Source organism: Pararhodospirillum photometricum DSM 122 (assembly GCF_000284415.1).
In the GTDB taxonomy this organism is placed as follows: domain Bacteria; phylum Pseudomonadota; class Alphaproteobacteria; order Rhodospirillales; family Rhodospirillaceae; genus Pararhodospirillum; species Pararhodospirillum photometricum.
The window spans coordinates 1,999,536-2,017,858 of the sequence record NC_017059.1; the positions used below are offsets into that span (position 1 = coordinate 1,999,536).

An 18,323-nucleotide genomic window follows, 5' to 3' on the forward strand; every position below is an offset into this window, starting at 1 on the left:
AGTCACCCGCTCCGCCCCACCCCTCGCGTTGCGTAACACATCACACACCCGCGGTGGCAGGTATCGTAGGCGCCGATGTCGCGGGCTTCGGCGCATCCGCATCCCGGGCGTTGGGGTTTGGGTTTAGCGGCGATGAGGCGGCCGCCGAGATCGGAGAGGCGTTGGGCGTCGATGCAAGTGGCGGCCTGGCTGCCCGGCACGTCCATTGCCGCCTGGGCGCAGACGCTAAAGCGCAGACCAAGCGCGGTGGCCTCGGCGGCCATGTCGCCCAGCAGGGCCCGTTTTTCCGTCTCGTCGGGGTCACGCCAGGAGAAGCCGCCGCTTCGGGCCAGATGATTGAGGCGGACCTGGGCCTTGCGATAGGGGTGGAACCACGACACCACCACCTCGTCGGCGAGGCCTTGGCGGGCCACGGCGTGGGCGAGTCTGGCAAACTGCTGGCGATGGAAGGCCGGCGGCGTCTCGCTGGTGATCAACACCGGATCGTAGCGCCACACCAAGGCGCGCGGGCCATAGAGCCGCCGGATCTCGGCCATGACGCGCAAGGCCGGGCCAAGACCGATGCGCCGGGGCTCCAAGAGTCCAGGATAGCCGGTAAGGGACATCTGGACGACAAACGGCACGCCCTGACCCCGCACCACGGCCAGCGCCTCGAGAAAGGGCTGGGGGTCGCGGGTCCAGAACACATAGCCCGACACTCGCGAGGGATGGAGCGAAACGAGGCTGGGCGTGCCGCTGTAGGGGTTGGGCACCGCGACGTCGCCCGCCGCCAGCCGTTCGAGAAACCAGCGGCCGTGATAGGCGGGCAGATCGGTGCGGTAGCTGGCCGAAATGATCACGCGCCGGCGTCGTTGCCCGGGGCCCAGTCCGGGACGATCAGGGAAACGGGCTGGGGGGTCATGACGATCTCGACCGGCATGTGGGCGATGGTGTCGCCGTCGGCTTGCAAGGGCTCGGCGTCCTGGAGATGGATCCGCACCCGCGTCGCCTCGATCACCCGCACATCGGGCAAGTGCTCCAGGCGCCCCAGCATCAACCACGCGCCGTAGCGGGCCGCGTTGATCAGGCCGGGTCGGGTCAGGACCACCACCTGGAAGGTCGGCTGGGAGATGTCGGCCCGGGGCGCGGCAACAAAGGGGCCGCCGTAATGGCGCCCGTTGCAGACCACCACGGTGGAGGCTTCGGCCTCGATCTCGCGGCCGTCGGGGGTGGTGACGCTCACCAGACACGAGGGGAAAGTATAGCGAAACGCCCGATGGAACGCGCCCCAGGCATAGGCCAGGGCGCCGGTGCGGCGCTTGAGCCCGAGGTCCACCGTATCGACCACGTGAGCATCGAAACCAGCCCCGGCCATCATGACAAAGCGGCGCGGCCCGCCCAGCGGCGTCTCCGCCGAGCCTCGCACCTCGCCCAGATAGAGGGGGCGCAGCCGCCCGGTGGCGATCACCTGGGCCGCGTGTTCCGGGCGACGCGGCACGCCGGCCTCAATGGCCAGGACATTGGCTGTCCCCAGCGGGATTACCCCGAGTGCAACCGCGCTGCCCACGAGGCCGTTTGCGACTTCGTTGATGGTGCCGTCGCCGCCGGCGGCCACCACCACGTCCACATCGCCCCGGGCCACCGCCTCCCGCGCGAGGCGGGTGGCGTCGCCCGGCCGCTCGGTCAGGGCCCAGCGCACCGGACAGCCCAGGCTTTCCAGGCGTGCCACCGCGCGGCGGACCCGCTGGCCGCGTCCCTGACCCGCCGCCGGGTTGGCGATCAGGCACACCCGCCGAGGCTGGGCTTGGGGCGCAGGAGCCGAGGTCAGGGCCAACACCCCATCGGCGAAACGTTGAAGGGACTTGGCAGGCATGGCGTAATCCTTGGGAAGGCGGGGAGTCCGGGGAGAGGGGGCGTTCACTCGGGCCATGCTGCCTGCCCTCGGGAAGGACGGGAGCTAAAGGCGCTCTGAGTGCGCTTTAAAGATAGGAGTGTTTCAGTTCCGAGGCAAGGGTGTTAAACAATCTTTGCGCTGCGGGAAACGGATGGCCGAGGGGTCTCGCGACACGGTACAACGCCGCCAGCCGCCCGCCCGGAGCCTCGCCCCGCCCCCGGACGAATCTTGGACCACGGATCACGGATGTGCAGCCACGGCCATGAGCGACCCCACCCGCTACCGCGCGATTTTCCTCTCTGATGTTCACCTGGGAACCCGGGGCTGCAAAGCCGAGTTCCTGCTGGATTTCCTGCGACACACCGAGTCCGATACCCTGTATCTGGTTGGGGATATCGTGGACGGCTGGCGCCTGCGCAAGAGCTGGCATTGGCCCCAGGCCCACAACGACGTGATCCAGAAGCTGCTGCGCAAGGCGCGCAAGGGCAGCCAGGTGATCTTCGTGCCCGGCAATCATGACGAGTTCGCGCGCGGCTATTGTGATGCCGAATTCGGCGGCATTACCGTGGTGCGCGAGGCGATCCACGAAGCGGCCGATGGTCGGCGCTATCTGGTGGTGCACGGCGACGAGTTCGACGGCGTGGTCAAATACGCCAAGTGGCTGGCCCACCTGGGGGATTTCGCCTACAACATCCTCCTGGAAATCAATCACTGGTTCAATCGGGCCCGCCGCCGCCTGGGTCTGCCCTACTGGTCCTTGTCCAAGTACCTGAAGCACAAGGTCAAGAACGCCGTCAAATTCATCGACGACTTTGAAACCTCGATGGCCGACCTTGCCCGTCGTCGTAACCTCAACGGCATTGTCTGCGGCCATATCCATCAGGCCGAAATGCGTCTGGTGGGGGATATCCTGTATTGCAACGATGGCGACTGGGTGGAAAGTTGTACCGCCCTCGTGGAACACTTCGACGGTCGCATGGAAATCATCCACTGGTCCGATGTGCGTCACCTCTCGATGTTCGATGCCTACGCCGGCGCCCGCCATGATGCCGACAGCGCCGAAACCCCAGGGGAGGCCCTGGCCCACGCCCGCGAGGACGAGGCGGACCGCTTGGTCAGCGTGCCCTGACCCCCTTTCTCCCAGACTCTCGACGAAGGCCCTCTCATGCGCATCGTGGTTGTGACGGACGCTTGGTTTCCTCAGGTCAATGGCGTGGTGCGAACCCTCGACACCCTGCGCGCCCGCCTTGAACGCCGCGGCCACGACGTGGTGTTCATCACGCCCCAGTCCTTCCGTACCGTGCCGTGCCCGACCTACCGGGAGATCCGCCTCGCGGTGCGCCCCAGTCGCAAGATGGCCCGCTCCATCGAGACCTTTCAGCCGTGCATCGTCCACATTGCCACCGAAGGACCGCTCGGCCTCAGCGCCCGGCGCTACTGCGTGCGCCGCAACATTCCGTTCACCACCGCCTTCCACACCAAGTTTCCCGAATACGTCAACGCCCGCCTCAAGATCCCGGTGAGTTGGGGCTACGCCGCCCTGCGCTGGTTCCACAAACCATCGCGCGCCATCATGGTGGCGACCCAGGGAGTGGAGGACGAACTCCGCCAATGGGGCTTCCAGAACATCCGCCGCTGGACCCGGGGCGTCGATACCGACCTCTTCCGGCCCCAGCCCAAGAACAGCCTTGATGCCGTCATCACCGGCCCCCGGCCCTGGTTTGTGTACGTCGGGCGCGTGGCGGTGGAAAAGAACATTGAGGCCTTTTTGTCCCTGCCGCTGCCCGGCACCAAGATCGTGGTGGGCGACGGTCCGCAACTCGAGACTTTGCGCGCCAAGCACCCCTCGGTCGCCTTCGTCGGAGAAAAACACGGCGAGGAGCTGGCCTTGCATTTCGCCGTGGCCGATGCCTTCGTGTTTCCCAGCCGCACCGACACCTTCGGGCTGGTCCTCCTGGAGGCCCTGGCCTGCGGCGTGCCGGTCGCCGCCTACCCGGTGCCCGGCCCCCTGGATGTCATTGGCGAAGCGCCGGTTGGGGTGCTCAACGACGATCTGGGCCAAGCCGCTCTCCAGGCCCTGACCATGGCCCCCGAGGCCTGCCGCGCCTTCGCCCTCACCCGCTCGTGGGAGACGTCGGTCGATCAGTTCCTCGACAACGTCGTGCCTTTCACGCCGCAGGACTTTTTCCCGGGCGACCCCGACTAAGAGAAGGCTGGGGAGGCGGGGTCTCCCCAGCCTTCCTTCGGGCAGAACCTTGACCCTCGCAAGAGCGGACCGACATAATGGACGAGGCCAACCGGTGCGATGCCTCTTTGGTCAAGGTAAGGAGCGAGAAGATGCAGGAGCGAGAGACAGACGGAGCGCCGTCGCCGTTCGGCTTCTGGGCGGGGTTCTGGCTTGGCCTTGACGCGGTTTCCACGGTGTTCCAAGGCCCTTCTCTGCCGCCTCCCGCCCGTTACCCACACCAAGAAACCCTGGCCAGCGATTGGGCGGCGGTGCGACGCGACTACAAGACGGCGGTCCGACAGATGAAGGAAACCGGCCTCACCAACGGGTAACGTCCCCGTCTGGAGAAGGAAAACAGGAGGGAGACCATGTCGGCCTCCGATCAGCCGGTACCGGTCGCTGTGGGAGGTGATCAGCCGCCGTCGGCCCGGGAGATCCCCCCAATCGAGCCCTCGCAAGCCCTGGAGCGCACGGTCCGCTCGGTAGCAAAGTTGGTTGTAGAGGAATACTCGGGCGAGGTACTCCACCCAAGGATCGCGCAGGGGTGGGAAGAAATTTGCCCTGGAGCTGCGGACCGACTCCTAGCGATGGCCGAAAAGCAGGAGGATCACCGGATCTGGTGGGAACGCCAAACCTTGATCCATGGCGCTGCCTTTCAATACCTCGGCTTGATGAGTGCCCTGTTCATCTCATTGGGCCTCGTTGGCGGTGCCGTTTACTGCGCCACCATTGATCAGCCCTGGGTGAGTGCCGCCTGCCTCGCGGCGGGTGCCGTCAGCATGGTGAAAGCCTTTCTGGAACACGGCGGCAAAAAGCGGACCCCTCCGGTCCGGGGGGAAATCCCTCCTTCCGCCCCGGCTCAGAAGGCCTCTCCTTCGTCCCCCAAGAAGCCGCAAGGCCAGCGCCGCCCCTGAGAGGACGCGGGGCGCCCAGGATCGACGACGGTAGAAGAAGGAAGACTGGGGAGGCACGGCCTTCCCTTGCGTCCTCCTGACCGCGACGCTGCCGCCCCATTGACGATCCCCTCGCGGCCAAGGGCTTCCCAAATTGAGGCCAGCGGGTATCATTCCCCAAGGGGGTCCTCCGAGGACCCGAGCCCCGCACCGTGGCGGGGCAAGCCGCAATCAGGAGGCCTTATGAAACTGTCCTTTGTCCCGCCCGTTGTCCCTGGCACGGGGGCCCTCGCTCTTGGCGTGCTTGAGGGCAGCATCCTCACGCCCCTGGGCGAGCAGCTTGATCAGGCGTCGGGCGGTACGCTGCGTCGCGCCCTGGAGGCCAGTGCCCGGTTCAAGGGCCAGCCCGGCCAGACCTTGGCCCTGCCGGTTCCGGCCGGGCTGGGGCTTCCCCCCCATGCAAGACCCTTCAGCCCCCGGAGGAGCCATGACCCTGACCTATGACGCCCTGGAGAGCCGGTCCTGGGAGGCCCGTGAGCGGGCTTTGATGGCCGCCCTGCCCGGCCTGATTGCCCATGCCCAGAGCCGCAGTCCGTTTTACGCTCGTCTCCTGGAGGGGGTTCGGCCGCGAGAGATCCGCTCGCGCGCGGCGCTGGCCGCCCTGCCCGTCACCCGCAAGTCGGCCCTGTTGGGCTTGCAAGCCGAGACCCCGCCGTTTGGCGGCTTGGTGCCGGTTGATGCCGCGCTGGGCCGGATCTTGCAATCGCCGGGGCCGATTTACGAACCCGAGGGGAGCCGCCCCAACTACTGGCGCATGGCGCGGGCCTTGTTCGCGGCCGGACTGCGCCGGGGCGATCTGGTACACAACGCCTTTTCCTATCACTTCACCCCGGGCGGCTGGATTTTCGATGATGGCGCGCGGGCCCTGGGCTGCCGGGTGTTCCCGGCCGGCATCGGTCAGACCGAGCAGCAGATCCAGGCCCTGCAAGCGCTCAAGCCCAAGGCCTACGTCGGAACGCCGTCCTTCTTGGCGATCTTGCTCGACAAGGCCGAGGCGCTGGGGGTCGAGGTGTCGTCGCTGACTCTCGGTTTGGTCTCGGGCGAGGCCTATCTGCCGGCCCAGCGTCAGGCGTTTCGCGCCCGTGGTCTGACGGTCAGTCAGTGCTATTGCACCGCCGATATTGGCCTGATCGCCTACGAGGCACCAAACGCCGAGGGCGAGGCGGTCGGCATGATTCTGGATGAAGGCCTGATCTTGGAGATCGTGCGGCCGGGGACTGGCGATCCGGTGGCGCCGGGCGAGGTCGGCGAGGTGGTGGTTACCAGCTTTACCCCCGAGTACCCGCTGATCCGCTTTGCCACCGGCGATCTCAGCGCCGAACTGCCGCCCCTGTTTGGCGACATGCGCACCAACACCCGCCTCAAGGGCTGGATGGGCCGGGCCGATCAAACGACCAAGATCAAGGGCATGTTCGTGCACCCCGAGCAGGTGGCCGAGGTGGTGCGCCGCCATCCCGAGATCCGGCGGGCCCGGTTGGTGGTGGCGCGGGAGGGCGAGGCCGGTCCCGATCTCATGACCTTGCTGTGCGAAACCGAAGGGGCCCAGGGGCCGGCGGAGGCGATTGCCGAGACCACGCGGGCGCTGACCAAGCTGCGGGCCGAGGTTCGTTTCAGCGCGCCGGGCAGTTTGCCCAATGATGGCAAGGTGATTGACGATACCCGGCCGACGCCCGCGTAAAAAAACAAGGAAGGCTGGGGAGGCGGGCCTCCCCAGACCCCTCCTGACCTACTCCAGGACCGAGTAGCCGCGGTTGCGCATGCAGGTGTTGATGATGTTCTTTTGCGACAGGGCGGCATTGCCGCCGGCCCCAGCGCCGCCGCCAATACCACCGATGGCTGCGCCCAGGGCCGCACCGGTGCCCGCGCTGCCCAAGACGGCGCCGGTAGCCGCCCCCAGGGCCGCGCCGACCGCCGCACCGCCCACGGTGCCCACCACGGTGTCCTGGGCAAAGCCGCGTTCGTCGGCGTAGGCTTGGCACTCGGCCAGATCGCGGTCGTACTCGGCCATGGACTTGCCCGATGTCCGGTAGTCGATGACAGGTTTATGGCCCGCGCAGCCCGACAGAACCAGAGCCGTCGCCGCAGCGAGCAGAAGTAGGGGAGATTTTCGCATCGCGACCCTCGTGATAACCACAAAAGCAGAGGCCAGAGATTGGCTTACCCTACGAGATAGGGTGTTTGACCCGGCGCGGCAACGGTTGTCTGGCCCTGGGCGCCCCGGATCAGGCCGAGGGCAGGGTGGCCAGCCCCAAGGCGAGGGTCACGGCCAGGACGGCCAAGGGCCAGGGCAGGCGGCGAGTCTGGCGCAGCGGGCGCGACGTGGTCCAGGCCTGATGGATCAGCGAGAGCATGAAACCCTCCGTAGAAAAGGGGGAATGCCAGAAGCAAAGGCTCTAATGTGAGAATGATACTTATTAACAATCCTGTCCAGCCGTGTTTTTCCGCTCTTTAAGGTCGAAGCGCTCGATCAAAGCGGGCCCCCCTGGCCTTTTGGAAGGGGGGACGGCGGATTGACGCGCTCTGGTGGCCGGCCGTACTGTGACCCCAGGGCAAGTCTTCCCCACGAGTTCCGGTGACGCAATGACACAGCAAGCGGCGACGGAGCCGGTTCCCCCGGCGTCCCTGACGGCCCCAACGCCGCCAGCCTCTTCCTTTGACCCAGCGCTCCCTGGCGACGGGGTTTCGTCCTCGGCGCTGCTGGCCTATCCCGGGCCCATGGTGGTGCTCGACGGCCAGGGACAAATCCTGGCGTGCAACCGGCGCGGCGAGGTGCTGCGCGATCTGTTCGCGCCCCAGGCGGCGGGAGGGTTGCTGACGGTGGCGCGCGGCGTGCTGCACAGCCAGGTTCCAGCCGTCAAGTCGGTAGAGATCCGGGGGCAAGGGCCGACCCGCAGCGTGGATCTGACCTTTCTTCCCTTGCACAGTGGCCACCGCCTCGCGGTTCTTGGGCGCGACACCACCTTGGAACTGAACCTACGCACCGCGCTGGCCGACAGCCGGCAGCGCTACAAGGAGTTCGTGGATCTTTCCAGCGACTTCGTTTGGGAGACCGGGGCGGACGGCCGCTTTGTGTTTGTCTCGCCCCTGGGCGCTCTGGGCTACGAGGCGCGCGAGTTGGTGGGGGTCGATCCCTCCTCGCTGCTCGATGCCCACGAGTTGCAAAACGCGCCCCGGGTGTTCCAGGCCCGCACCCGGGTCAAGGAGACCGAGCTTTGGGCCCAGCGCAGGGAGGGGGGCCTCGCGTGCCTCATTGTCTCGGCCACCCCGATCATTGGTTCTGATGGCGGATGGATCGGCGCGCGCGGGGTGTGCCAGGACGTGACCGAGCAGCGCGATCGGGAAAAGGCCCTCAACCGCGCCCGCAATCGGGAGCGCATCTTGACCCATGTCGTGCGCACCTTTCGCGACGAAATGGACCCGGCCAACATGCTCAACGTTGCCGCCGAAGCCCTGGCACGCGGCCTGGGCACCGATGCCTGCCATATTTTCCGCGCGGCCGGCGAGCCCGGCGACGGACCGCCGCGGTTTGTCCTGCGCGGCAGCTTTGGCCGGGGCGGCAAACCCGAAATGGCCCTGCCCGTGCTCGATGCCCTAGACGCCGCCGCCTTGCCCCAGGAGGCCGAGATCGGCGACTGGCAAAGCTTGGTCGCCGCCGCCCGCTACCGCCGCCAGATCAATGGCGCCGTGGTACTGTGGCGCGCCCGGGGGCGGGACCCGTGGAGCGACGACGACCGCCTGCTCATCATGGACATCGCCAACCAGATTGGCATCGCCAACGAGCAAATCGGCCAACACGAGCGCATTATCACCATGTCGCGCACCGACAGCCTGACCGGCCTGCTCAATCGTCGCGCGTTTTTCGAAGACATTGAACGTCGCCATCGCCGCTTGGAACGCTCGCCCCGCGCCGCCGCCTTGCTGTATGTTGACCTGGATAACTTCAAGCTCGTCAATGATGCCTACGGCCATCTCAAGGGAGACGAGGCCTTGCTGATGACCAAGGACATTCTCACCAGTCATACGCGCCCAACCGACATGGTTGCGCGGCTGGGGGGCGACGAGTTCGCGGTCTGGCTGGAGGGCGCGGGGGAAGAGGTGGCCCTGACCAAGGCCCAGGAGTTTCTGGCGGCGAGCGATCGCCTCAAGGCCTTGAGCGGCGCCCCCGACCGCCCGTTGACCATGTCGATCGGCCTTGCCGTGTTCGACCCCCAGCGCCCGGAAGACGTGGAGGCCTTTACGGCCCGGGCCGACGCTGCCATGTATGCGGCCAAGCATGGTGGCAAGGGGCGTGTCCGAATTGCTCCCCTCTGCGAGCCCTGCGAGCCGTGCGGAAAGGGAGAACCCGGTGACGCGGCTTCTTGATCATTTGCTGGCCGAGGGCAGGACGCCCCCGCTGAGTTATGAGGAGGCCCGGACCCTCGCCCGCCACGAGGACGCCCAAGTGCGCGCCGCCCTCGCGCGCCGGGCCGACACCATGCCCGAGATCCTCTACTACCTGGCCGAGGATCCCGACCCCGGCGTGCGGCGCGCCATTGCCGACAACGCCGCGACCCCGGTGCAGGCCAACCTGCTTCTGACCGGGGATACCGACCTTGAGGTGCGCCTCGCCCTGGCCCAAAAAATCGCCACCCTTGCACCGGGCCTGACCGAGCACGAACAAGACCGGGTGCGCCATCAAACCTACGAGGCCTTGGCCCGACTAGCGCGCGACCAGATCCCCGTCGTGCGCGCCCTGATCGCCGACGCCCTCAAGGATGTGGCCGACGCCCCGCCCGTCGTGATTGGTCGCCTGGCCCGCGATGCCGAACTGGCGGTGTGCGCCCCGGTGCTGACCTTCAGCCCCGTCCTGACCGACGCCGATCTTCTGGAGATCATTCGGACCCAGCCGTGCACGGGACGGCTTTCGGCCATCGCGCGCCGGGGGGCTCTGGCCGTTGAGGTGACCGATGCCCTGGCCGCCAGCGAGGACGCGGCGGCCATTGCCGACATGCTGGCCAACCAAGGCGCCCAGATCCGCGAGGAAACCCTGGATGCCCTGATCGACCATGCCCCCAGCAGGATGTCGTGGCACGCTCCGCTGGTGCGCCGCCCTCGCCTGCATGCCGGGGCGGCGCAACGCTTGGCCTTGTTCGTGGCCGATACCCTGGTCGAGGCCTTGATGCGGCGCAAGGATCTGGATCCGGCGGCGGCCCAGGCGGTGAGTGATGCGGTGCGCCAGCGCCTCGCCGGCGGCCCGCCCCCTCTGGTCGAGTTTGGCCCCCACTGGCGCCAAGCCGTGCGCGATGCCTATGTCCTGTGCCAGGGGCGGCGCGACAAACCCGAGGCCCGGCTGGCGGACCTGATGGCCGCCCTGGCGGTGGAGGGGGCGTCGCGCCTGCCCACCGTCGTCGCCCTGGTCGCCGTGATGGGCGACGTGTCGCCGTTTGCGGTAGCCGCCACCCTCAATGCGGCCAGCGCCAAGGGGATCTTGTCCATGGCGTGGAAGGCGGGGCTGTCGGCCGAGGTGGCGCAGACCCTGCAACATCGCCTCGCCCACCTGCCCCCCGACGAGATTCTGCGTCCCACGGCTTCGGGCGACTATCCCCTCTCGGCGGAGGAAATGCTCTGGCAGGTCGAGATGTTCTGCGACAGCCAAGGCGACTCTCCCCCCTGCCTCTAGGCAAGAAGGGGGCTGGGAAGGTGGCGCCTCCCCAGCCTTTGGAGCGGGGTTAATCGCCCCCCCCGGCCCGGGCCTGGGTCGTGGCCACATAGTGTCGGCTGCAATACGGGCACACGATCGACCCGACCTCGGGTTTGATGGTCAAAAACACGCGCGGGTGCCCGAGGGGGCCGCCGCCGCCATCACACGCGACGGTCAAGCTGGAGGTTTCGAGGGTCTCGCCCGTGGCCGGGCCGGCGGTCTGAGCCATGATGTCCCCTTGCGTTGAGCCGGTTGGGAGCCCCATGATACCCTTCGCTCCCGGCTTGTCCAAGCCTCGGGGCTCCCTGGCTTTTTCGGAAACGCACCATGACGTCGTCATCTCCCGCCTTGCCCACACATGCCATCCGCATCGAGGGTTTGAGCAAGACCTACAAGGGCGGCAAGGTCGCCCTGTCCGATGTTTCGCTGGCCATCCCGCGCGGGGCGTTTTTCGGCCTGCTGGGGCCCAATGGGGCGGGAAAATCAACCCTGATCAACATCATGGCTGGTCTGGTGCGCAAAACCCGGGGGCGGGTGACGATTTGGGACAACGATATCGACAAGGACGAGCGCAACGCCCGTCTGGCCATCGGCATTGTGCCGCAGGAACTCAACCTCGATCCCTTCTTCACCCCGCGCGAGATGCTGGAGGTCCAGGCTGGCCTCTACGGCGTGCCCGCCGCCGAGCGCCGGACCCTGGCCATTCTCGACGCCGTTGGGCTGGCCGACAAAGCCGACAGCTACGCCCGCTCGCTGTCGGGCGGTATGCGCCGGCGCTTGCTGGTCGCCAAGGCCATGGTCCACCGGCCGCCCATCTTGGTGCTCGACGAACCCACCGCCGGGGTGGACATCGCCTTGCGCCAGCAGCTCTGGGCCATGGTGCGCCGTTTGAACGCCCAGGGCACCACGGTCCTCCTGACCACCCACTACCTCGAGGAGGCCGAGGAGTTGTGCGACCAGATCGCCATCATCAACCACGGCCGGGTGGTGGCCTGCGAGCCAACCTCCACCTTGTTGCGCCGGGTGGACAGCAAGTGCTTGACCCTGACCCTGGCCCGCCCCGTGGACCACGTGCCGCCGGCCCTGGCCGCCCTGGGCGCCGAGGCGCGCGATCCCCTGACCCTGACCGTGACCTATCGGCCCAGCACCTTGCCCATGGCGCGGATTTTGGAGGCGGTCCACGCGAGCGGCCTGGAGGTGGCCGACCTCGCCACCCACGAGGCCGACTTGGAGGATATCTTCCTGCGCCTGACCTCCGGCCTGCCGCCGGCGGCCTGACATGCGGCGGTTGGGAGCGCTGTTGGCCGGCGTTTTGAGCGTGGCCGCCTGTGCCGGTCCCGAGCCGCCGCCCATGATCGAGACCACACCGGGCCGGGTGACGGACGACGCCTTTCTTGCTGGCGATGGGGCAGTGCTGCCCGCCCGGCTGTGGCGGCCGGCCGGGGACCCCGTGGCCGTCGTGGTGGCCTTGCACGGGTTTAACGACCACGCCGGCGCGTTTGAAACCGCCGGGCCGGCCCTGGCGGCGCGTGGCCTGTTGGTCTTTGCCTATGACCAGCGCGGGTTTGGCCGGGCGCCGGGCCGGGGGACGTGGCCCGGCGCGGCACGGCTGGCGGCCGATGCCCGGGCAGCGGTCCAGGCGTGGCGGGCGCGGGCGCCCAACACCCGGCTTTATCTCCTGGGCGAGAGCATGGGAGGCGCCGTGGCCCTGGCCGCCGCGACCGGCCCCGACGCCCCGCCCGATCTGGTCGATGGCCTGATCCTCTCGGCCCCGGCGGTGTGGGCGCGTTCCACCATGCCCTGGGCCCAGCGCGCGGTGTTGTGGCTGGCGGCCCGCCTTGTGCCCGGCCTGACCCTGACCGGGCGGTCCTTGGGGCGCTATCCCAGCGACAACCTGCCCCTGCTGGAACGTCTGGCCGAGGATCCCCTGTGGATCCGTGCCACCCGGGTGGCGGCGATGGCCGGAATTGTTGATGTCATGGATCTGGCCTATGCCCGGGCCGGGACGGTGCGCGGGCCGGTCTTGATGCTTTATGGCCTCAACGACCAAATCATCCCGGCCACCCCAACCCGGGATGTGGCCCGCCGTCTGCCCGAGCCCCCTCCCCACCAACGCCTCGCCGTCTATCCCGAGGGCTGGCACATGCTGTTGCGCGACCTTCAGGCGGCGCGCGTGCTCGACGATATTGCCGCGTGGGTGCGCGATCCCCAGGGGCCCCTGCCCTCGGGAGCCGATGCCCGGGCCCCGGCGTTTTGTGCCGGCACCTTGCGCTCGCGCGAGGAAGAGGGCGAGCGCCTGCACCCGCGCATGGTGTGGGAGGCGTCCCACCCCTCCCCCTAGAGTTTATCCGGGAAAAGTGGGCATCGCTTTTCCTGAAAAGACAAACTCAAACAAAGGGATCAAGAGTCCCTTTGCTTCAGGATGACGCGGATGGACTCTAGGGGGGGCTCCTGGCCCCATGCTCTTGCGGTGGACCGGCTCTAGGCCCCGGCGTGCGGGCGTGGCATGCTTTCCCCAGCCGTTTTGGTCAACAAGGGGTCCGACCCAATGCGCATTTTGGTCCTGCAACACCTCGACGTCGAACATCCCGGGAGCTTTCGCGAGTTCTGGGCCGAGCATGGCCACGACTGGACCGCCGTGGAACTCGATGCCGGGGAGGCGATTCCCGACCTTTCGCCGTTTGATCTGATGGTGGTCATGGGCGGCCCCATGGATGTCTGGCAGGAGGCCGAGCACCCCTGGCTGGTGCCGGAAAAAGCGGCCATCCGCACCTGGGTCCAGGAGATGGGGCGGCCCTATCTGGGGATCTGCCTGGGGCACCAGCTTCTGGCGGTGGCGCTAGGCGGCGAGGTCGGGCTGATGGCCGCGCCGGAAGTGGGCTTTGCCCAGGTCAACCTCACCGAGGCCGGCGCAACCGACCCCCTGCTGGGCGGCTTCGGCCCGACCTACTCCGTGTTTCAATGGCATGGCGCCGAGGTCAAACGCCTGCCCGAGGGCGCCGTGGCCCTGGCCGCCAATGCCGCCTGTCCGGTCCAGGCGATGCGCTGGGGGCGGCACGCCTACGGCTTGCAGTACCATGTGGAGATCACACCGACCACCGTGCCCGAGTGGCAGGCCATCCCCGCCTACGCCGAGAGCCTGAAAACCGCCCTAGGCCCGGTGGCCGCCGCCGCCTTGGAGGGCGAGGTCGCCGCCCGCCTGCCCCACTTCAACGCCATGGCACGCCGCCTGGACGACGGCCTACGCGCCTTGATAACGACAGCCCCCTAACGCTCACGAGGGGTCTGGGGAGGCCAGCCTCCCCAGCCTTCCCTTTTTTACCCTTCCCTCACATGCACCGCCACCCACACGGTTGGCTGATCCGGGTCGGTCCAAGCGACGCGGTGGCGCTGGTGGGCGGGCAGCAGCACATAATCGCCAGGCCCCAGGCGCAGGGGCTCGGGGCTCTCGGCCACCTCCAACACGGCGGCCCCTTGCAGCAGCACCACCCACTCGGCTTCGTCCTGGTCATACCAGAACCCCGGGGGGCTGGCCTGTCCCAAGGAAACGATGCGCTCGATTCGGGTGTGGGGCCCGGTCAGCAGCGGCGTGAAAACCTCGGTGGTGGGATCGGCGCCGAGTGCGGCGAACACGTTGCCCCGGGTCATGAGGTCCTCACAAATACGGCGAGCGGCGGCGGCGGGCGCGGCGCTGCACGGGGCGGGGACGAAACAAGACGGTAAAACCAAAGCCCAAGCCACCGATCACCACCCAGGCCGGCCAGTCGAGCAGGGACAGTACCACGCCGGCGGTGGTGCCGCTGGGGGTACGGCCGGCGAGCAAGGTCCAGATCTCGCGGGTGGACAGTCCCTCCAGCCCGGCCCCTCCCAAGGCCAGGACCGCCTCTCCCGAGGCCATAAGCGCCGCGAGGGCCAGCAAGATCCAGCCAAGAACGCGACCGAGCAGCATGGTGGTTCCAGCGCCAGAGAAAGGGACCGGATGAATAAAAGGTCCACCGGACCCATTCATCCCTTTGTACCCTATCCTGCTTTTGTTAACGGGGCGTTTCAATGGTTGATCCAGGCCCGTAAGTCTGGTCAGTAACGGCAAGAAAGGCAAGGCTGGGGAGGCGCGGCCTCCCCAGACCCCTCCGTCCCTTGTAGACGGAGCGCCCAGGAAACGAGGGGTCTGGGGAGGCCGCGCCTCCCCAGCCTTGCCCTTATTCTTGACGCCCCCGGGCCACCACGCAGCGCCCCACCCCCGCCAAGTCCTGTTTTACGCCGATCTCACGCCACCCCGCCGCCGCCAGCAGGGCGGCCACGTCGGCGTCTTGCCCCTGCCCGACTTCCACGGCCAAGGCGCCGCCCGGCGTCAGACGCGCCGGAGCCTCGCGGGCCAGCAGGCGATAAGGGGCCAGCCCATCGGGGCCGCCGTCCAGGGCTCGCCATGGGTCGAAGCAGCGCACCTCGGGCTCCAGACCGGCGATGTCGGCGCTGGGGATATAGGGCGGGTTGGACACAATCAGGTCGAACGGCCCTCTGAGCGCCGTCAGCCAATCGCCGACCACCACCAACACCCGGTCGGCCAGCCCCAAGGCGCGGGCGTTGGCCTGGGCGGTGGCGGCGGCGCCCGGGGCAATGTCCACCCCCACCCCCAGCGCGTCCGGCCGCTCGCTCAAAAGCGCCAGCAGCACGCAGCCCGAGCCGGTGCCCAGATCAAGAAGGCAGGGCGTCTTGCCGGGGGCCGGGGGCGGCAGCAGATCCAGCCCGGCCTGGACCAGGGTCTCGGTGTCGGGACGCGGGTCGAGGGTGTCGGGCGAGAGGGCCAGTTCCAGGGTCCAAAACCCCCGCCGCCCGACAATACGCGACAGGGGCTCGCGCGCCACCCGTCGGGCCAGCATCGCCGCCAGAGGGGCGGTTTCCTCGGCGCTCAACACCCGCTCGCCCTGGGTCAGCACGGCCCCCGGGGCCAGCCCGAGGCCAACGGCGGCCAGGACCCGCGCCTCGCGCCGGGCGTCGTCCAGCCCGGCCTCGGCCAGCCGCCGGGCGGCGCCGGCGACCCAGTCGGCCAGGGTCACGCGCCCAGCTCCGCCAACTTGGCGGCCTGATCCTCGGCGATCAGAGGATCGATCACCTCGTCGAGGGCGGTGCCGGCCAGCACCTCGGGTAGGCGGTGCAAGGTCAGGCCGATGCGGTGATCGGTCACCCGGCCTTGCGGGAAGTTGTAGGTGCGGATGCGCTCCGAGCGGTCGCCCGAGCCCACTTGGGTTTTGCGCGCGGCGGCGCGGGCGTCGTCGGCCACTTGGCGGGCGTGGTCGTAGAGCTTGGCCCGCAGCATGCGCATGGCCTTGGCCCGGTTCTTGTGCTGCGACTTTTCGTCCTGGCACTGCACCACCACCCCGGAGGGCAGGTGGGTGATGCGCACGGCGGAATCGGTGGTGTTGACGTGCTGGCCACCGGCGCCTTGCGAGCGGTAGGTGTCAACACGCAGGTCCTTGTCGTCGATCTGGACATCGACCTCCTCGGCCTCGGGCAGCACGGCCACGGTGGCGGCCGAGGTGTGGATGCGCCCGCCCGCCTCGGTCACCGGCACGCGCTGCACCCGGTGCACGCCGGATTCGTACTTGAGCCGCGCATAAACGCCGCGCCCGGCGATGGAGGCGCTGGCCTCCTTGACGCCGCCGATGTCGGTGTCCGAGGCATCAAGCACCTCGAAGCGCCAGCCGCGCTCCTGGGCATAGCGGCCGTACATGCGCAACAGGTCACCGGCGAACAGGGCCGCCTCGTCGCCGCCGGTGCCGGCCCGCACTTCCAAGATAACGCCGCGCTCGTCGGCCTCGTCCTTGGGCAGCAACATTAGCCACACGTCTTTTTCCAGACGGGGCAAGGTGTCGTCGAGCCGGTCGAGTTCCTCGCGAGCCAGGGCGCGCAGGTCGGGATCGTCGAGCATGGCCTGGGCTTCGGCCCGTTCGGTCCGCGCGCGTTCCAAGGCGGTGATGGCTTCCACCACCGGGGTTAGGTCGGCCAGTTCCCGCGATAGGCGCACGAAGGTCTCGCCGCCGCCCGTGCTCTGGGCCAGCAGGGCATGGAGTTCGTCGTGCCGGGCCACCACCCGGGATAGGTTTTCGTCCAGGCTCATGGCGAGAGGGTTCCACGATCAGGTTGGGGCACTTCGCGGGCTGCGAAGAAACGTAGGAGGTCGGAAGGGAAGGCTGGGGAGGCTCGCCTCCCCAGACCCCTCCATTCCTGGGGTCCTAAGGGAACGAGGGGTCTGGGGAGGCAAGCCTCCCCAGCCTTCCTTATTTTCTCTAGGGCTCGGGGCCGTCCTCCTCCCCCGGCAAGGCGAAGAGACGGCGCAGCATGGCCTCGGCCTGATCCTTGGCATCTTCGCTTTCGGCGGCCATAGCGCGTAGCGCGGCGCTTGGCGCATGCAGTAGGCGCCCGACCAGCAAGCGAGTCGCCTTTTCGGCATCGTCGGGAGCCTCGTCAAGCGCGCGGCGCCGCTCGACATCGAACAAGGCGCGCAAGGCCATGATCGCCGGCACGGCGCGCCGCTCGGCCCGATGGCGCACGAAAACCCGCACCGCCTCATCAACCAGCAAGCTGGCGGCCCGGGCGGCCTCGTCGCGGTTGGCCCGGCCGCGCTCGGCCACCCCTTCAAGGTCGGCCAAGTCATAGAGGAAGGCGGCTTCCAGGCGCTCGACGGCGGGTTCGATGGTGGCGGGCACGGCGACATCGACCAGGAAAATGGGCCGGTTGCGCCGTCGCCGCAAGGACAGCCGCACGGCCTCCTCAGACAGGGCATGGGCGCTGCCCCCCATGCCAGCCACCACGATATCGGCCTCGACCAGCAGATCCATCAGGCGGTCGTGGGTTGCCACCAAACCGCCCAGGCGCTCGGCCACCGCTTGGGCCCGCAGCCGGCGCGGGCTGCACACCACAAGGCGGCCGACCCCGGCGGCCAGGAGTTGCTCGGCGATCAACTCGCCCATTTCCTGGGTGCCCAGCAGCAGCAAGCGGCACGAGCCCAGATCGCCGTGCAGGTCGCGTGCCACCTGAACGGCGGCGGCGGCCAAACTGACCGGGCCTTCGGCCAAGGGGGTTTCGGCCCGGGCGCGTTTGGCGGTGGTGTAGGCGGCTTGCAGCAGGGCTTCCAGGGCCGAGCCGGCGATCCCGGCATCGCGGGCCAGCCGGTGGGCGGCCTTGACCTGCCCCAGAACGTGGGGCTCGCCGATAACCTGGCTTTCCAGGGAAGCGGCCACCCGGAACAGGTGGGAGACGGCGCTCGCCCCGCGCACATCCAGGAGATGGCCCTCCAGGCACTCCGGGCACAAGCCGCCGGCCGCGCACAACTCCTCCAGCACGATCTGGCGGACCACCGCCGGCTCGGTGCTGTGGGCGCAGATCTCGACCCGGTCGCAGGTGGACAGGGCCATGACATCGGTCAGGCCGCGCTGGCGCAAGCGGGTCAGCAGGGTCAAAACGCTGGGGTCGTCGAGGGACAGCCGATCACGCAAGGCGAGCGGGGTGACCTTTTGGTTCACCCCGACCATGAGATACCCCTCGACGCCGATGCCCGGCCCCTCGCTCACGGTGCCCTGTCTCCTCGGG

At 68.3% G+C, this 18,323-nt stretch carries 21 protein-coding genes; 11 read left to right on the plus strand and 10 right to left on the minus strand.

The window, feature by feature from the left end:
• Nucleotides 1-2 precede the first annotated feature (2 nt).
• Both RSPPHO_RS08900 and RSPPHO_RS18360 read right to left on the minus strand, forming a co-directional pair.
• Nucleotides 3-839, minus strand: a complete 837-nt coding sequence (locus tag RSPPHO_RS08900) for a DUF1848 domain-containing protein (RefSeq protein ID WP_069187544.1) — start codon at nucleotides 837-839, stop codon at nucleotides 3-5.
• Nucleotides 836-1,852, minus strand: a complete 1,017-nt coding sequence (locus RSPPHO_RS18360) for a diacylglycerol/lipid kinase family protein (protein WP_157879148.1) — start codon at nucleotides 1,850-1,852, stop codon at nucleotides 836-838. Before RSPPHO_RS18360 ends, RSPPHO_RS08900 begins: the two co-directional genes overlap by 4 nt.
• A 283-nt stretch (nucleotides 1,853-2,135) precedes the next feature.
• Here RSPPHO_RS18360 and RSPPHO_RS08910 point away from each other — a divergent pair, with 283 nt between their 5' ends.
• The 6 genes from RSPPHO_RS08910 (at nucleotide 2,136) to RSPPHO_RS08935 (ending at nucleotide 6,731) form a co-directional block, all read left to right on the plus strand.
• Nucleotides 2,136-3,002, plus strand: coding sequence for a UDP-2,3-diacylglucosamine diphosphatase (locus tag RSPPHO_RS08910; protein ID WP_157879149.1), 867 nt, complete (start codon nucleotides 2,136-2,138; stop codon nucleotides 3,000-3,002).
• A gap of 36 nt (nucleotides 3,003-3,038) precedes the next feature.
• Nucleotides 3,039-4,079, plus strand: coding sequence for a glycosyltransferase family 4 protein (locus RSPPHO_RS08915; protein WP_014414926.1), 1,041 nt, complete (start codon nucleotides 3,039-3,041; stop codon nucleotides 4,077-4,079).
• Nucleotides 4,080-4,210: 131 nt separating this feature from the next.
• On the plus strand, nucleotides 4,211-4,432 hold the full coding sequence (locus RSPPHO_RS08920; RefSeq protein ID WP_157879150.1) for a hypothetical protein: 222 nt from the start codon (nucleotides 4,211-4,213) through the stop codon (nucleotides 4,430-4,432).
• A gap of 36 nt (nucleotides 4,433-4,468) precedes the next feature.
• On the plus strand, nucleotides 4,469-5,014 hold the full coding sequence (locus RSPPHO_RS18900; protein ID WP_081581700.1) for a DUF2335 domain-containing protein: 546 nt from the start codon (nucleotides 4,469-4,471) through the stop codon (nucleotides 5,012-5,014).
• A 222-nt stretch (nucleotides 5,015-5,236) separates the two neighbouring features.
• Complete coding sequence (locus tag RSPPHO_RS19855) at nucleotides 5,237-5,497, plus strand: M17 family peptidase N-terminal domain-containing protein (RefSeq protein ID WP_157879151.1); 261 nt, start codon at nucleotides 5,237-5,239, stop codon at nucleotides 5,495-5,497.
• Entirely contained in the window at nucleotides 5,481-6,731 is a 1,251-nt protein-coding gene (locus tag RSPPHO_RS08935) for a phenylacetate--CoA ligase family protein (protein WP_041794845.1), read from the plus strand. The genes RSPPHO_RS19855 and RSPPHO_RS08935 overlap by 17 nt, the downstream gene beginning before the upstream one ends.
• A 48-nt stretch (nucleotides 6,732-6,779) precedes the next feature.
• Here the strand turns inward: RSPPHO_RS08935 and RSPPHO_RS08940 are convergent, their stop codons facing one another.
• Together RSPPHO_RS08940 and RSPPHO_RS21525 are read right to left on the minus strand one after the other, a co-directional pair.
• Nucleotides 6,780-7,166 (minus strand): hypothetical protein, encoded by a 387-nt coding sequence (locus tag RSPPHO_RS08940; protein ID WP_041794847.1) that lies wholly within the window; start codon nucleotides 7,164-7,166, stop codon nucleotides 6,780-6,782.
• A gap of 109 nt (nucleotides 7,167-7,275) precedes the next feature.
• Nucleotides 7,276-7,404 (minus strand): hypothetical protein, encoded by a 129-nt coding sequence (locus tag RSPPHO_RS21525; RefSeq protein WP_014414929.1) that lies wholly within the window; start codon nucleotides 7,402-7,404, stop codon nucleotides 7,276-7,278.
• Between the two features lie 229 nt (nucleotides 7,405-7,633).
• Between RSPPHO_RS21525 and RSPPHO_RS08945 the strand changes: the two genes are divergently transcribed.
• On the plus strand, nucleotides 7,634-9,415 hold the full coding sequence (locus RSPPHO_RS08945; protein WP_242390464.1) for a sensor domain-containing diguanylate cyclase: 1,782 nt from the start codon (nucleotides 7,634-7,636) through the stop codon (nucleotides 9,413-9,415).
• A complete protein-coding gene (locus RSPPHO_RS08950) occupies nucleotides 9,399-10,712 on the plus strand; it encodes a DUF2336 domain-containing protein (RefSeq protein ID WP_051013775.1) in 1,314 nt (437 codons plus the stop codon). Before RSPPHO_RS08945 ends, RSPPHO_RS08950 begins: the two co-directional genes overlap by 17 nt.
• A 49-nt stretch (nucleotides 10,713-10,761) precedes the next feature.
• Here RSPPHO_RS08950 and RSPPHO_RS08955 read toward each other — a convergent pair whose 3' ends face one another.
• On the minus strand, nucleotides 10,762-10,962 hold the full coding sequence (locus RSPPHO_RS08955) for a zinc-finger domain-containing protein (protein ID WP_041794848.1): 201 nt from the start codon (nucleotides 10,960-10,962) through the stop codon (nucleotides 10,762-10,764).
• 98 nt (nucleotides 10,963-11,060) lie between these two features.
• On the opposite strand from RSPPHO_RS08955, the gene RSPPHO_RS08960 reads away from it, so the two are divergent.
• The 3 genes from RSPPHO_RS08960 to RSPPHO_RS08970 all read left to right on the plus strand — a co-directional run bounded on the left by RSPPHO_RS08960 (nucleotide 11,061) and on the right by RSPPHO_RS08970 (nucleotide 14,004).
• Nucleotides 11,061-12,011 carry an ABC transporter ATP-binding protein gene (locus tag RSPPHO_RS08960; RefSeq protein ID WP_014414933.1) on the plus strand — a complete coding sequence of 317 codons (951 nt, stop codon included), beginning with the start codon at nucleotides 11,061-11,063 and terminating at the stop codon, nucleotides 12,009-12,011.
• 1 nt (nucleotide 12,012) lies between these two features.
• Complete coding sequence (locus RSPPHO_RS08965) at nucleotides 12,013-13,074, plus strand: alpha/beta hydrolase (RefSeq protein ID WP_014414934.1); 1,062 nt, start codon at nucleotides 12,013-12,015, stop codon at nucleotides 13,072-13,074.
• Nucleotides 13,075-13,281: 207 nt separating this feature from the next.
• Entirely contained in the window at nucleotides 13,282-14,004 is a 723-nt protein-coding gene (locus RSPPHO_RS08970) for a type 1 glutamine amidotransferase (protein WP_157879152.1), read from the plus strand.
• A 47-nt stretch (nucleotides 14,005-14,051) separates the two neighbouring features.
• Here the strand turns inward: RSPPHO_RS08970 and RSPPHO_RS08975 are convergent, their stop codons facing one another.
• The 5 genes from RSPPHO_RS08975 to hemA all read right to left on the minus strand — a co-directional run bounded on the left by RSPPHO_RS08975 (nucleotide 14,052) and on the right by hemA (nucleotide 18,304).
• Complete coding sequence (locus RSPPHO_RS08975; RefSeq protein WP_041794850.1) at nucleotides 14,052-14,381, minus strand: cupin domain-containing protein; 330 nt, start codon at nucleotides 14,379-14,381, stop codon at nucleotides 14,052-14,054.
• A 7-nt stretch (nucleotides 14,382-14,388) separates the two neighbouring features.
• A complete protein-coding gene (locus RSPPHO_RS08980; protein ID WP_041794852.1) occupies nucleotides 14,389-14,682 on the minus strand; it encodes a hypothetical protein in 294 nt (97 codons plus the stop codon).
• Between the two features lie 250 nt (nucleotides 14,683-14,932).
• A complete protein-coding gene (prmC, locus tag RSPPHO_RS08985) occupies nucleotides 14,933-15,790 on the minus strand; it encodes a peptide chain release factor N(5)-glutamine methyltransferase (protein ID WP_014414938.1) in 858 nt (285 codons plus the stop codon).
• The gene (gene prfA, locus RSPPHO_RS08990; RefSeq protein ID WP_014414939.1) at nucleotides 15,787-16,851 is read right to left on the minus strand and encodes a peptide chain release factor 1; all 1,065 of its coding nucleotides are present in this window, start codon (nucleotides 16,849-16,851) and stop codon (nucleotides 15,787-15,789) included. Before prfA ends, prmC begins: the two co-directional genes overlap by 4 nt.
• Nucleotides 16,852-17,020: 169 nt before the next feature.
• Entirely contained in the window at nucleotides 17,021-18,304 is a 1,284-nt protein-coding gene (gene hemA / locus RSPPHO_RS08995; RefSeq protein WP_014414940.1) for a glutamyl-tRNA reductase, read from the minus strand.
• Nucleotides 18,305-18,323 lie beyond the last annotated feature (19 nt).